This window comes from Streptomyces avidinii (assembly GCF_045161815.1).
Lineage (GTDB): Bacteria > Actinomycetota > Actinomycetes > Streptomycetales > Streptomycetaceae > Streptomyces > Streptomyces avidinii.
The window spans coordinates 6,315,674-6,329,726 of the sequence record NZ_CP108863.1; the positions used below are offsets into that span (position 1 = coordinate 6,315,674).

Genomic DNA, 14,053 nt, shown 5'->3' on the forward strand with positions numbered 1-14,053 from the left:
TCATCCCTTGGGTGAGGTGAGTTCCGTCGCCGCGAGGAGCGCGGCGAGTTCCACGAGGTCGGTACCCGCGAGGCGGGGGAGGGCGCAGCCGGAGAGGGTGCGGCAGGCCTCGCGCCAGGCGGCGGGGATCGAGTCGCCGCCGCCGAGTACGCCGGTCAGCGCGCCGGCCAGGGCGGGGGCGGAGTCCGCGACGCGGGACAGGCAGGCGGCGGCCGGGACGGCCTCGGCCATCCTGCCGCGGGCGGCGGTGGCGAGGGCGAGGGCCACGGGGACGGTCTCGGCGGCGGCGATCCCGTAGCTGTAGACGTGGTCCACGATCTCGTGTTCGAGGGTGGGGACGATGGCGAAGGCGCCGCCGTCCTTGTAGGTGCGGGCGAGCCGGACGGCGTGCCGGGCGTTGCGGCCGATCTCGGTGGTCTCGGGGAGCTGGGCGAGGGCGGCGTCCACGGCGGCGTCGACGTCCGCGGTGGTGAGGGCGGTGGCGATGGCGGCGGCCATGGCGCGGGCGCCGTGCACCCCGTCGCCGTCCTGGGTGTAGCGGGCGTCGAACTCGGCGAGGTCGGCCGCGGCGCGGGCGTCCCCGGGGTGCACGACGGCGAGGACGCAGGCACGGACGCAGGCGGCGTCGTCGAAGTAGTGCGGGTTGTCGTGACCGGTGGCGGGCGGGCGCAGGCCGGTGGCGAGGTTGCCGAGCCCGGCGCGGACGGAGATCCGGGCGCGGAGGGGGAGGACGGCGGATTCGACCTCGGGCGCGCGTTCCGCCGCCGCGGCGACCTCGGAGGCCAGGGCGTTCCACGCGAGGTCGATGGCGGCGCGCATGCGGCGGGACCGGGAGAGGTCGCTGAGCAGCACACCGGCGGCGGTGAGTACGGACTCGGCGACGAAGGCGGCCCATTCGGCGTCGTCGGAGGGGCCGAGGCGCAGCGGTTCGGGGGGCTGGTTGAGGGCGATGGGGACGGGGAGGGTGGTGGTGGCGTTCTGCTCGGCGAAGGTGTCGAGCTCGCGGGTGAGGCGGCGGGTCCACTCGGGCATCCGGCTGGCGCGGTGGCGGGCGGCGGGCCACCCGGCCGCGTCGCCTGCGGCGAGCCCGAGGAGGAGGCCCTCGATGCGCCGGGCCCCTGCCGGGACCCCTGCGGGGAGCTCGGCGGGGCGTTCCGGGGTGCGGACCCCGGTCCCGTTCCCGGTCCGGACCACGATCCGGGACCCGGTCCCGGGGGCGGGGGCGAGGCCGCCCCCCGCCGAGCCCCGCAGCGTGCCCGGGGGCAGGGCCGGCGGCGGCTCGGGCAGCGCCGGACGCGGCCCCGCGGCCGGGGTCAGGTTCGCCGGGGCCGGCCCCGGCAGCGCCCGCGGCGGGGCCGGGGCCGGTGCTCGGCCACCCGGGGACAAGCCCCCGGACCCGGGCTCCGACGGAGTCGGTCCTGTACCCGAGGCCGGGCCCAGGGGCAGCCGCTCGGCCGGGGCCGCGGGGGGCTGCGGCGGGGCCTCGGGCAGGGGGTGTGCGGTGGTGGTCAGGTCGTCCGGGGAGAGGGTCATCGGGGGACCTCGCATTCGGGGGTGAGGAGGTCCGCGATGTCCAGGACGTGGTAGCCCCGCATCGAGGGGAGGCAGCTGCCGCGGACCGGGCCGATGGCCGAGGACCAGTCGGCGGGGATGGCCGCGGCGCCCGACATGGCGCCGGCCAGGGCGCCCGCCACGGCCGCCGTGGTGTCGGCGTCGCGGCCCATGTTCACCGCGGTGAGGACGGAGGACGGGAAGTCGCCCCGGCACGCGGCGAAGGCGCCGAAGGCCAGGCTCACCGCCTCGGGGGCCAGGTCGGTCCACGGGTAGCCGCCGATGACCACCGCCGAGCGCACCGCCCGTTCGCCGCGCGGGGCGGCGGTGACCGCCCGGCGCAGGGAGCGGGCCGTCCACGAGTCGGACGGGATGACGGACAGGGCCGCCGAGACCACCGACGCCGGGGAGCCGCCCGCCATTGCCGCGGCGACGCCCGCCGCGACCGCCTGGCCGCCGTAGATGCCCTCGCCGTCGTGGCTGACCGAGCCGTCGATGGCGACCAGCCGGGCCGCCTCCGCCGGCCGGCCCGCGGCGAAGACGCCGAACGGCGCCGCCCGCATGGCCAGACCGTCCGACCAGGCGTGCCGGTGCTGGGCCGAGATGGGTGCGGCCAGGCCCCGGCGGAGGTTCTCCAGGGTGCCGCGCTCGGAGAAACCGGCGCCCCGGAACGGGCCTTCGTCGAGGTCGGCGATCCAGTGGTGCCAGGCCCGCTCCACGTGGGAGACGGTGAGCGCCGAGCCGTGGCGGGCCAGCAGCAGCCCCGAGAAGATCGCGTACTCGGTGTCGTCCGTGCCCGCCGGGTCCTCCGACACGAAGCCTTCGATGCGGCCCCACTTCGCCCGGATCTCCGACGGCTTCATGTTCTCCGCGGGGGCGCCCAGCGCATCGCCCACCGCGAGTCCGAGAAGAGCGCCCCTGGCCCGTTCGAGGAGGACCTGCGGATTGCATGCAATCAGCTTCACCGGCTCCATGGCGCGCCTCTCCCACATTGGATGGGGCTCATCATGAGCCCCTGGGGGATTTGTGCCATGGCATGTGGTTTGTCGCTCGTCGCGAAACACCCCGCGTACACCCCCGTCACCCGGTCGCCGATCCGCAAAAGCCCAGGTAAGTACGGCCTTCCTTGCTGGCGGGCGGCGGAAATCGTGCGTAGTTTCGAGGTGTTCAGGGGGAGCGGAACGCCTCACGCCGCCCGTTCGCATATTTGGGGAGATACGCCGCATGTCCATCATCGACATCGAAGCACCACTGCACACCGCCCACCGTGACAACCACACCCACCGCGACGTCAACGGTGGATGGCTGCGGCCGGCCGTCTTCGGTGCCATGGACGGGCTCGTCTCCAACCTCGCGCTGATGACCGGTGTGGCCGGCGGCGCCGTCGCCCCGCAGACCGTCGTCATCACCGGGCTGGCGGGTCTCGCGGCCGGCGCCTTCTCCATGGCGGCCGGTGAATACACCTCCGTCGCCTCGCAGCGCGAGCTGGTCCTCGCCGAACTGGACGTGGAACGGCAGCAGTTGCGCAAGCACCCGGTGGACGAGATGGAAGAGCTCGCCGAGCTCTACGTCTCCCGGGGCGTCGAGCCGCCGCTCGCCCGCGAGGTCGCCATGCAGCTGTCCCGCGATCCCGAGCAGGCGCTGGAGATCCATGCCCGCGAGGAGCTCGGGATCGACCCCGACGACCTTCCCTCGCCGCTGGTCGCGGCGGTCTCGTCCTTCGGATCCTTCGCGCTGGGGGCGCTTCTCCCCGTCCTGCCGTACCTGCTCGGGGCCACGGCCCTGTGGCCCGCGGTGCTGCTCGCGCTGGCCGGACTCTTCGCCTGCGGGGCGGTCGTCTCCCGGGTCACGGCCCGGTCCTGGTGGTACAGCGGAGTACGCCAGCTGGCGCTGGGTGGCGCGGCCGCGGGTGTGACGTACATCCTGGGAACCTGGATCGGTGGAGCCATAGGCTGACCGCGGCTGGAGTGAGACACTATGCAGCGCACCACATAAGTAGTCCGTTACTCGGCGGTTTCGAATCCGTGTCCGCCGGGCATCACACCAGGGCTCCGGGCAACGATGCCCGCCCTGCACCGGGACTTCCGCCCCGCGATACAGCCGTAGCGCGCCGCGAAAGTTCCCTCTTTCTGCCTCGTGCAGTGTCCGCATGCTGGAATGGCGTATCCGCTTCTCGGGATTGTCGTCATCATGTAATCTGCACGAAATTTCGCAGAGGGCCAACGTCGTCCCTCGGCTATGCACATATGCCACGACGACGACGGGAGAGCCGATGCGTTCCGCATCCACGCACTCCGCGACCGGCCCCAGCACCACCGCCTGGTCGCCCATGGACGGTCGCCCCGCCCAGCAGGGCATGTACGACCCGCGCAACGAGAAGGACGCCTGTGGCGTCGGATTCGTGGCGAACCTCACCGGCGAGGCCACCCACACGCTCGTTGAGCAGGCCCTGACCGTATTGCGGAACCTCGAGCACCGCGGCGCGACCGGCTCCGAGCCGGACTCGGGCGACGGCGCCGGAATCCTCAGCCAGGTCCCGGACGCGTTCCTGCGCGAGGTGGCCGGCTTCCAGCTCCCCGAGGCCGGTGGCTACGCCGTCGGTATCGCCTTCCTCCCCGCCGACGGCACCGCACAGGCCGTCGCCGTGGAGCAGATCGAGGCCATCGCCGCCGAGGAGAACCTCACGGTCCTCGGCTGGCGCGAGGTCCCGGTCACCCCGGACCTGCTCGGCAACGGCGCCCGCGCCACCATGCCGGCCTTCTCCCAGCTCTTCGTCTCAGGGGGCACCTCCCGGACGGAGTCTGGGGGCGGGAGCACGGGCATCGAGCTGGACCGCAAGGCCTTCGTGCTGCGCAAGCGCGCCGAGCGCGAGGCCGGTGTCTACTTCCCGTCGCTCTCCGCCCGCACCATCGTCTACAAGGGCATGCTGACCACCGGCCAGCTGGAGCCCTTCTTCCCCGACCTCTCCGACCGTCGCTTCGCCTCGACGCTCGCCCTGGTCCACTCGCGGTTCTCCACGAACACCTTCCCGTCGTGGCCGCTCGCCCACCCGTACCGTTTCGTCGCGCACAACGGCGAGATCAACACGGTCAAGGGCAACCGCAACTGGATGAAGGCCCGCGAGTCCCAGCTGGCCTCCGAGGCCTTCGGCGAGGGCGTGCTGGACCGGATCTTCCCGATCTGCACCCCGGACGCCTCCGACTCGGCCTCCTTCGACGAGGTCCTGGAGCTGCTCCACCTCGGCGGCCGGTCGCTCCCGCACAGCGTGCTGATGATGATCCCGGAGGCGTGGGAGAACCACACCTCCATGGACCCGGCCCGCCGCGCGTTCTACAAGTACCACTCCACCCAGATGGAGCCCTGGGACGGCCCGGCCTGCGTCACCTTCACCGACGGCACCCAGGTCGGCGCGGTCCTCGACCGCAACGGTCTGCGCCCCGGCCGCTACTGGGTCACCGACGACGGCCTCGTCGTCCTCGGCTCCGAGGTCGGCGTCCTCGACATCGACCCGGCCAAGGTCGTCCGCAAGGGCCGCCTGCAGCCCGGCAAGATGTTCCTCGTCGACACCGCCCAGAAGCGGATCATCGAGGACGACGAGATCAAGAACGAGCTGGCCGCCGCCGCCCCGTACGCGGAGTGGCTGGAGACCGGCGAGATCGAGCTGTCGGACCTGCCCGAGCGCGAGCACATCGTGCACACCCACGCCTCGGTCACCCGCCGCCAGCAGACCTTCGGCTACACCGAGGAAGAGCTGCGCGTCATCCTCGCGCCGATGGCCCGTACCGCCGGCGAGCCGCTCGGCTCCATGGGTACGGACTCCCCGATCGCGGCCCTGTCAGAGCGCCCCCGGCTGCTCTTCGACTACTTCACCCAGCTCTTCGCGCAGGTCACCAACCCGCCGCTGGACGCCATCCGCGAGGAGCTCGTCACCTCGCTGCTGTCCTCGCTCGGCCCGCAGGGCAACCTGCTGGAGTCGACCGCCGCGTCCTGCCGCAGCGTCACCCTGCCCTTCCCGGTGATCGACAACGACGAGCTGGCCAAGCTCATCCACATCAACGCCGACGGCGACATGCCCGGCATGAAGGCCGCCACGCTCTCCGGCCTCTACCGGGTCTCCGGCGGCGGCGAGGCCCTGGCCGCCCGGATCGAGCAGATCCGCGCCGAGGCCGACGCGGCGATCGCCAACGGCGCCCGCCTCATCGTCCTCTCGGACCGCCACTCGGACGCCGAGCACGCGCCGATCCCGTCGCTCCTGCTCACCTCCGCCGTGCATCACCACCTCATCGCCACCAAGCAGCGCACCCAGGTGGGCCTGCTGGTCGAGGCCGGTGACGTCCGCGAGGTCCACCACGTCGCCCTGCTCATCGGCTACGGCGCCGCCGCGGTCAACCCGTACCTCGCCATGGAGTCCGTCGAGGACCTGCTGCGCGCCGGTACCTTCCTGTCCGGCCTGGAGCCGGAGCAGGCCATCAAGAACCTGATCTACGCGCTCGGCAAGGGCGTCCTGAAGGTCATGTCCAAGATGGGCATCTCCACCGTCGCCTCCTACCGCGGCGCCCAGGTCTTCGAGGCCGTCGGCCTGAACGACGAGTTCGTCGAGACCTACTTCAACGGCACCGCCACCAAGATCGGCGGCGCCGGCCTGGACGTCATCGCCAAGGAGGTGGCCGCGCGCCACGCCAAGGCGTACCCCGTCTCCGGCATCGCGGCCACGCACCGCGCCCTGGAGATCGGCGGCGAGTACCAGTGGCGCCGCGAGGGCGAGCCGCACCTGTTCGACCCGGAGACGGTCTTCCGCCTCCAGCACGCCACCCGCAACCGCCGGTACGACATCTTCAAGCAGTACACGGCCCGGGTGAACGAGCAGTCCGAGCGCCTGATGACGCTCCGCGGCCTGTTCGGCTTCAAGGCCGACCGCGAGGCCATCTCCATCGACGAGGTCGAGTCGGTCGCCGACATCGTCAAGCGCTTCTCCACCGGCGCCATGTCGTACGGCTCCATCTCCAAGGAGGCGCACGAGACCCTCGCCATCGCCATGAACCAGCTGGGCGCCAAGTCCAACACCGGTGAGGGCGGCGAGGACCCGGACCGCCTGTACGACCCGGCGCGCCGCTCGTCCATCAAGCAGGTCGCCTCCGGCCGCTTCGGTGTGACCTCGGAGTACCTGGTCAACGCGGACGACATCCAGATCAAGATGGCGCAGGGCGCCAAGCCCGGCGAGGGCGGCCAGCTGCCCGGCCACAAGGTCTACCCGTGGGTCGCCAAGACCCGGCACTCCACCCCGGGCGTCGGCCTGATCTCCCCGCCGCCGCACCACGACATCTACTCCATCGAGGACCTGGCTCAGCTGATCCACGACCTCAAGAACGCCAACCCGGTCGCCCGCATCCACGTGAAGCTGGTCTCCGAGGTCGGCGTGGGTACGGTCGCCGCCGGTGTCTCCAAGGCCCACGCGGACGTCGTCCTCATCTCCGGCCACGACGGCGGAACGGGCGCCTCCCCGCTCACCTCGCTCAAGCACGCGGGCGGTCCCTGGGAGCTCGGCCTCGCCGAGACCCAGCAGACCCTGCTGCTCAACGGGCTGCGCGACCGGATCGTCGTCCAGACGGACGGCCAGCTCAAGACCGGCCGCGACGTGGTCATCGCCGCGCTGCTCGGCGCCGAGGAGTTCGGTTTCGCGACCGCGCCGCTCGTCGTCTCCGGCTGCGTCATGATGCGCGTCTGCCACCTGGACACCTGCCCGGTCGGCATCGCCACCCAGAACCCGGTCCTGCGCGACCGCTTCTCCGGCAAGCCCGAGTTCGTCGTCAACTTCTTCGAGTACATCGCGGAGGAGGTGCGCGAGATCCTCGCCGAGCTGGGCTTCCGCACGATCGAGGAGGCCGTCGGCCACGCCGAGCTGCTCGACACCACCAAGGCCGTCACGCACTGGAAGGCGCAGGGTCTCGACCTGGAGCCGCTCTTCTACGTGCCGGAGCTGCCCGACGGCGCGGTGCGCCACGCCCTGATCGAGCAGGACCACGGTCTGGAGAAGGCCCTCGACAACGAGCTGATCGAGCTCGCCTCCGAGGCCCTGAACGCCGCCACCGCCGAAGCGGCCCTCCCGGTCCGCGCCCAGGTCGCGATCCGCAACATCAACCGGACCGTCGGCACCATGCTCGGCCACCGGGTCACCAAGAAGTTCGGCGGTGCGGGCCTGCCCGACAACACCATCGACCTGACCTTCACCGGCAGCGCCGGCCAGTCCTTCGGCGCCTTCGTGCCGAAGGGCATCACCCTCCGCCTGGAGGGCGACGCCAACGACTACGTCGGCAAGGGCCTCTCCGGCGGCCGCATCGTGGTCCGCCCGGACCGCGGCGCCGACCACCTCGCCGAGTACTCCACCATCGCCGGCAACACCATCGGCTACGGAGCCACCGGCGGCGAGATGTTCCTGCGCGGCCGCACCGGCGAGCGCTTCTGCGTCCGCAACTCGGGTGCGCTGGTCGTCTCGGAGGGCGTGGGCGACCACGGCTGCGAGTACATGACCGGTGGCCGGGCGGTCGTCCTGGGCGAGACGGGCCGCAACTTCGCGGCCGGTATGTCGGGCGGCGTCGCGTACGTCATCGACCTCGACCCGCACAACGTCAACGTCGGGAACGCGGGCGCCGTCGAGGCCCTGTCCGACACCGACAAGCAGTGGCTGCACGATGTGGTGCGCCGCCACGAGGAGGAGACCGGCTCGACCGTGGCCGCGAAGCTCCTGGCTGACTGGTCCGTCGCGGTGGACCGCTTCAGCAAGATCATCCCCACCACGTACAAGGCAGTGCTCGCCGCCAAGGACGCCGCTGAGCTCGCCGGACTCTCGGAATCCGAGACCACGGAGAAGATGATGGAGGCGGCGACCAATGGCTGACCCGAAGGGCTTCCTCACCACCGCGCGCGAGACCGCCTGCACCCGTCCCGTCGCCGACCGGCTGAAGGACTGGAACGAGGTCTACGTTCCGGGCTCCCTGCTCCCGATCATCAGCAAGCAGGCCGGCCGCTGCATGGACTGCGGCATCCCGTTCTGCCACAACGGGTGCCCGCTCGGGAACCTGATCCCGGAGTGGAACGACTTCTCGTACCGCGAGGACTGGACCGCCGCGTCGGAGCGACTGCACGCGACGAACAACTTCCCGGAGTTCACCGGGCGGCTGTGCCCGGCCCCGTGCGAGTCGGCGTGCGTGCTCGGCATCAACCAGCCCGCCGTGACCATCAAGAACGTCGAAGTCTCGATCATCGACAAGGCGTGGGACAACGGCGACGTCACCCCGCAGGCGCCGGAGCGGCTGTCCGGCAAGACCGCCGCCGTCATCGGCTCCGGCCCGGCCGGTCTGGCCGCCGCCCAGCAGCTGACCCGGGCCGGCCACACCGTGGTCGTGTACGAGCGAGCCGACCGCATCGGCGGCCTGCTGCGCTACGGCATCCCCGAGTTCAAGATGGAGAAGGTGCACATCAACCGCCGCATCGAGCAGATGCGCGCGGAGGGCACCAAGTTCCGCACCGGCATCGAGGTCGGCCGCGACATCACCGCCACCGACCTGCGCAAGCGGTTCGACGCGGTGGTCATCGCGGCGGGCGCGACCGTCTCCCGCGACCTGCCGGCCCCGGGCCGCGAGCTGAACGGCATCCACTTCGCGATGGAGTACCTGCCGCTCGCCAACAAGGTCCAGGAGGGCGACTTCATGGCGCCCCCCATCACGGCCGAGGGCAAGCACGTGGTCGTCATCGGCGGCGGCGACACCGGCGCGGACTGCGTGGGCACCGCCCACCGCCAGGGCGCGGCCTCGGTCACCCAGCTGGAGATCATGCCCAAGCCGGGCGAGGAGCGGAACGCCAACCAGCCCTGGCCGACCTTCCCGATGCTCTACAAGGTCACCTCGGCCCACGAGGAAGGCGGCGAGCGGGTCTACTCCGTCTCCACCACCCACTTCGAGGGCGACGAGGACGGCAACGTCCAGTCCCTGCACCTGATCGAGGTCGCCTTCGAGGACGGCAAGCTCGTCCAGAAGCCCGGCACCGAGCGCGTCCTCCCCGCGCAGCTGGTCACCCTGGCGATGGGCTTCACGGGCACCGACCAGGCGAACGGCCTGGTCCAGCAGTTCGGCCTGGAGCTGGACGCCCGCGGCAACATCGACCGCGACGCCTCCTACGCGACCAACGTGGACGGCGTCTTCGTCGCCGGCGACGCGGGCCGCGGCCAGTCGCTCATCGTCTGGGCCATCGCGGAAGGCCGCTCGGCCGCCCGCGGCGTGGACCGCTTCCTGACCGGCAGCAGCGCCCTCCCGTACCCGGTCAAGCCGACGGATCGTTCTCTGACCGTCTGACGTAGCAGTACCCCCCTCCCCTCCGGGGGAGGGACCCCTCATACGGTCCGTACAACGGCGTACGGAACTCCCGACACATCGCCCGCCACGGCTCCTTCCGGACGCCGTGCTCGCACCGCTCGGCCGCAGGCGGCCTCCCGGGCTTCGCCCGGCTGCGCCGGCCTCCGACCGTCGGTGCGCGGCCCGTGTCGTCGGCAGTACCCCTCCCCTGCGGGAGACCCCTCATGCGGTCCGTACAACGGTGTGCGGAACTCCGACACAGCGCCCGCCATGTCCCCGACCAGGGATGGCGGGCGCTGTGGCGTGTTCGGGGCTACTCGGGCTGGACGACCGTGGCGCCCCAGCGGGTGGACGGGGCCGAGGCCGTCACCCAGGCCCCGAATCCGCCCTGGAGGCCGGTGCCGAGGGGGACGGTGACGCGCGCCGGGTCGCTCTCGGGGCAGTCGACCGTGAAGGGGGCAGGGTTGCGGTCCGGGTGGTTGTCGAGGCGGAAGGCCACCTCTATGGTGCCGCCGCCCGCGCAGCCGAAGGTGATGAACGTGTCCAGCCGGGGCGAGAGGCCGCCCGAGACGAAGCCGCTGGAACCGGCCTGCTCGGGTATCCAGATCAGCCCGTCGGGCCCGGGGTACCCGATGATCTCGCCCCCCGATGAGGCCTGGGCCGTTCCGACCGCGAGCGTCAGCGTGAGCGCCGTGGTCAGTGCGGCGATCGCGGCGGCCTTGCCGCGCCCGTGTGCCTGCTTCATGTGATCCCCCGTGGTGTCTTCGGTTACGACTGACACCACTCACGTTAACCAGCGGCACTGACAGCGGCCTTCCTCTTCCCGGCCGGCGCTGTGGCGTTGCGTAGTCGTATCAATGCCTTCCGCTGTTTCGTGGACTCGGCGGGGACTACGCTTTTCGTGGAGCAAGGGCACTGCGGAAGCGGGGAGTTGGCTCATGGCCAAGCCGAAGAATCTGGGTGGAGCGCAGACTCCGCAGGAGTTCGCCCGCGAGGAGCTGCGGCGTCACCGGGAAGCGGCCGGGCTGAGCCAGGACGGTCTGGGCGAGCGGATCTTCACGAGCGGTGCGTACGTCGGGCAGATGGAGTGCGGCACGCGGAGGCTGCGTCCGGAGATCGCGGAGCTGATCGACAAGGTGTTCGGCACCGGGGACTACTTCGTCCGCCTGGCCAGGGCGTTCAAGTCCAAGCACGTCGAGTACTTCGCCGAAGCGGCCGAGTTGGAACGCCTGGCGGCGGCCATCTTCGACTACGGCCCCACGTTGGTTCCCGGGCTGCTCCAGACAGGGGACTACGCCCGCGCTGTAATTCGGGCCGCAAGTCCCACGGGACTGGCGGAACGTGTCGATTCCCTGGTTGCGGCCCGCGTAGAGCGTGCGCGACTTCTTGATGATCCGGTTACCCCCGAATTGTGGGTCGTTCTGCACGAGGCTGTACTGCGTTCGGCAGTCGGCGGTCACGCTGTGATGGCTGCTCAGCTGCGTCATATCTCGTCATATATCCGCGCCCACCGGATCACCGTGCAGGTGGTGCCGTTCTCGGCGGGTGCCCATGGCGCTCTGGGAGCGTATGTACGCATCATGCAGTTCGCTGACGCACCCGACGCGGCCTACACAGAGGGGCCCCACGCGGGGCAGTTGCTCGACTATCCGGCCCTGGTTGCGCGTCACTGGAGGTCATACGATCTTGCCAGGGCTGCCGCGCTGTCGCCGGAGGCGTCCCTGGTTTTGATCGAGTCGGTGGCGGAGGAGCATGCGAAATGTGCGCAGACGTGAACGGCCTGTCCTGGCGCAAGTCCTCGTACAGCAACGGAGACGGTGGCGAGTGCGTGGAGGTCTCCGACGACCTCCCCGGCGTCGTCCCCGTCCGGGACACCAAGCTGGCGGGTGCCGGTCCGGTGCTGGTGTTTCCGGCAGCCGCATGGGATCCGTTCATCCGGGCTCTGAAGGAGCGAGCCTGATCTCGTAGCGCAGCTGCTGGCGCCCGGCCGGCATGAGCATCACGTCCGCCTGGATCGGGCGGTCCGCCGCGTCGTAGGTGGTGCGGGCCAGGCGGAGCACCGGTTCGCCCGCGCCGAGGCGAAGTTGCTCACGTTCCTCCTCACGTGGCATCCGCGCCGTCACGTCCTCGACGACCCGTACGCCGATGTGCCCGAGGGCGGCCAGCAGCGTCACGGCGCCGCCGCGGATCTTCGCCGTACCGGCCAGTGGGGTTCCCGCGGCGATGTCCGGGGGATAGTAGGTGTCCGTCAACTCGGTCGGCTCGCCATCGAGTTCAATGACCCTGCGGCGTACCACGACCGTGCTTCCGGCCGCCAGGCCGAGCATGGCGGCAACGGCGGCGGTGGCTGCCGTTACTCCTGCGCGCAGGATGCGCTGACTGCCCCGCCGCCCTGCCCCCGCGGCCTCGTCCGTCCAGGCGTCCGCCGCGCCGGGCGGGCGCGCGGTCAGATACGGCATCGACTCACTGGTCCACTCCATGGCCTCCACGGTAGGGGCGCCGGCGCTCGTCGTGGGCGAGGGCGGCGACCTCGCGTACGGCTGTGGCGACGGCCGGGGCGTCCTTCCTCAGGATCGCGCCGTGGTTGCTGGGGGCCTTCGCGCTGAGCTGGATGTTCGGCTTGCGCCGGAACACCGGGTCGAGGCCGGCGCGGATCCGTTCCTGCTCGTCGCCCTTGCTCCCGAAGGGCGTTCCCGAAGCCAGTACGTACCGCACCGGGACGGTGATGTCGTCCAGTACGGGGCCCAGTTCGCGTTCGCGGGCGAGCCGGCCGACCTCGATGTTGCTGTTCGCCATCTCCTCGGCGGTCATCCGCGGGGTCAGGCCCGTCGGGCGGAGCAGTGGCATGAGCGGGCCCATCCGCTTGAAGGACCTGCGGATCCCCTGCTCCATCTCCTCGGTGAGCCAGTCGTACGGCTGTGCGCCGTCCACCAGGACCGCACCGAGGGCGCGGTCCGGATTGCGGCTCGCCCAGTGGGCCCCGACGAACGCCCCGTAGGACCAGCCCACCACCAGCGCCCGGTCCACGTCCCTGGCCGCGAGCACGGCGTCGACGTCCCGGACGGCCGCCTCGAAGGAGTACTCGGCCGAGCGTTTCGACTTCCTGCCGCGGGCCCGCTCGTCGTAGGTGATGTGCCGCCACCGGGGCCCCAGGTCGGCGATGACCCGCCGCCAGTACCCCTGGGTGGCGAAGTGGCCGTTGAGGTACACGACGGGGGTGCCGGGGCCGCCGGTGTCGGTGGCGGCCAGGGCCGTGTCGTCGACCGGCACCATGCCGGTCCATAACGCCGTCATACCGTGCCCCCGGTCGTTTCCTCGGCCTCCTCGGCGCGGGCGAGGGCTTCGGTCAGCTGCTTCTTCGCGCCGGCGGGGACGTAGCCGCCCTCCGAGTAGTTCCGGGCGAACGCGTCGGCGAACTCCACCGGTTCCTCCCCGACGATCTCGCGGATCGGCGTTCCGTCCGCCGCGGCCTGCTCGAACAGGTCGGCGAGGTCTTCGAACATCGACGCGTTGCTGTCGCCGTCGGTCGGCACGAAGTGCATCAGGTACCGCTCGATCGCCTCGACCGCCGTGCGCCGGCTCTCGGGGAGCTCCTTGACGCGCGCCTTGTACGCCCTCCAGCGCTTCTTCGGTCCGATCACCTTCGCGATGAAACCGCTCTTCTCGCTATCGGACATGGTTACTCGCCCCCTTCGCGGAGCTGGTCCAGTCGTTCCGTGAGGAAGCTCCAGGTCCTCCAGAACTCTTCGAGGTACTCCCGCCCCTCGGCGTTGAGGGAGTACACCTTGCGCGGCGGCCCCTTCTCGGAAGGGACCTTCTCCACGTCGACGAGACCGCGCCTCTCGACCCTGATGAGCAGCGCGTAGACGGTCCCTTCGGCGATGTCGGAGAACCCCTGCTCCCGCAGCCATGCCGTGATCTCGTAGCCGTACGCGGGCCGGCCGGACAGGGTCGCGAGGACGATGCCCTCCAGCGTGCCCTTGAGCATTTCCGTCAGCAGTTTGGGCATGGAACACCTCCTCCCTGAGCTATTCGGTGTTGCTGAGTACTGGTACACCGTAACGCTGACTACCGGTACCTAGCAAGGCCGAATAGCCCGGAGGTCCGGGCAACTTCGCCCGCTCGAACGGTGGTTGACAGTCACCGCATATGTA

The 14,053-nt window shown here is 71.1% G+C and carries 12 protein-coding genes; 5 read left to right on the forward strand and 7 right to left on the reverse strand.

The features are described from left to right. Both OG373_RS28430 and OG373_RS28435 read right to left on the reverse strand, forming a co-directional pair. On the reverse strand, nt 1–1,533 hold the full coding sequence (locus tag OG373_RS28430) for an ADP-ribosylglycohydrolase family protein (RefSeq protein WP_405441139.1): 1,533 nt from the start codon (nt 1,531–1,533) through the stop codon (nt 1–3). After that, nucleotides 1,530–2,516, reverse strand: a complete 987-nt coding sequence (locus tag OG373_RS28435; RefSeq protein WP_189963424.1) for an ADP-ribosylglycohydrolase family protein — start codon at nt 2,514–2,516, stop codon at nt 1,530–1,532. The genes OG373_RS28430 and OG373_RS28435 overlap by 4 nt, the downstream gene beginning before the upstream one ends. A 259-nt stretch (nt 2,517–2,775) precedes the next feature. On the opposite strand from OG373_RS28435, the gene OG373_RS28440 reads away from it, so the two are divergent. The 3 genes from OG373_RS28440 (at nt 2,776) to OG373_RS28450 (ending at nt 9,899) form a co-directional block, all read left to right on the forward strand. Further along, complete coding sequence (locus OG373_RS28440) at nt 2,776–3,507, forward strand: VIT1/CCC1 transporter family protein (protein ID WP_030385523.1); 732 nt, start codon at nt 2,776–2,778, stop codon at nt 3,505–3,507. 373 nt (nt 3,508–3,880) lie between these two features. Next, complete coding sequence (gltB, locus tag OG373_RS28445; protein ID WP_405444228.1) at nt 3,881–8,446, forward strand: glutamate synthase large subunit; 4,566 nt, start codon at nt 3,881–3,883, stop codon at nt 8,444–8,446. Next, on the forward strand, nt 8,439–9,899 hold the full coding sequence (locus tag OG373_RS28450) for a glutamate synthase subunit beta (RefSeq protein ID WP_397735091.1): 1,461 nt from the start codon (nt 8,439–8,441) through the stop codon (nt 9,897–9,899). Before gltB ends, OG373_RS28450 begins: the two co-directional genes overlap by 8 nt. Before the next feature lie 313 nt (nt 9,900–10,212). On the opposite strand, the gene OG373_RS28455 is transcribed toward OG373_RS28450, so the two are convergent. After that, the gene (locus OG373_RS28455) at nt 10,213–10,644 is read right to left on the reverse strand and encodes a hypothetical protein (RefSeq protein WP_405441140.1); all 432 of its coding nucleotides are present in this window, start codon (nt 10,642–10,644) and stop codon (nt 10,213–10,215) included. 193 nt (nt 10,645–10,837) lie between these two features. Here OG373_RS28455 and OG373_RS28460 point away from each other — a divergent pair, with 193 nt between their 5' ends. Then, entirely contained in the window at nt 10,838–11,674 is an 837-nt protein-coding gene (locus OG373_RS28460; protein ID WP_405441142.1) for a helix-turn-helix domain-containing protein, read from the forward strand. After that, complete coding sequence (locus OG373_RS28465) at nt 11,659–11,859, forward strand: DUF397 domain-containing protein (protein ID WP_405441143.1); 201 nt, start codon at nt 11,659–11,661, stop codon at nt 11,857–11,859. Before OG373_RS28460 ends, OG373_RS28465 begins: the two co-directional genes overlap by 16 nt. Here OG373_RS28465 and OG373_RS28470 read toward each other — a convergent pair. From OG373_RS28470 to OG373_RS28485, 4 genes are read right to left on the reverse strand one after another with little or no spacing between them, the layout of a single operon-like run. Next, nucleotides 11,831–12,379 carry a GntR family transcriptional regulator gene (locus OG373_RS28470; RefSeq protein WP_405441145.1) on the reverse strand — a complete coding sequence of 183 codons (549 nt, stop codon included), beginning with the start codon at nt 12,377–12,379 and terminating at the stop codon, nt 11,831–11,833. The genes OG373_RS28465 and OG373_RS28470 overlap by 29 nt on opposite strands. Continuing rightward, nucleotides 12,363–13,193, reverse strand: coding sequence for an alpha/beta fold hydrolase (locus OG373_RS28475; protein ID WP_405441147.1), 831 nt, complete (start codon nt 13,191–13,193; stop codon nt 12,363–12,365). The genes OG373_RS28470 and OG373_RS28475 overlap by 17 nt, the downstream gene beginning before the upstream one ends. Further along, nucleotides 13,190–13,576, reverse strand: a complete 387-nt coding sequence (locus OG373_RS28480; RefSeq protein ID WP_405441148.1) for a DUF1048 domain-containing protein — start codon at nt 13,574–13,576, stop codon at nt 13,190–13,192. The genes OG373_RS28475 and OG373_RS28480 overlap by 4 nt, the downstream gene beginning before the upstream one ends. Nucleotides 13,577–13,578: 2 nt before the next feature. Beyond that, nucleotides 13,579–13,908 (reverse strand): PadR family transcriptional regulator, encoded by a 330-nt coding sequence (locus OG373_RS28485; RefSeq protein ID WP_405441149.1) that lies wholly within the window; start codon nt 13,906–13,908, stop codon nt 13,579–13,581. Nucleotides 13,909–14,053: the final 145 nt, after the last annotated feature.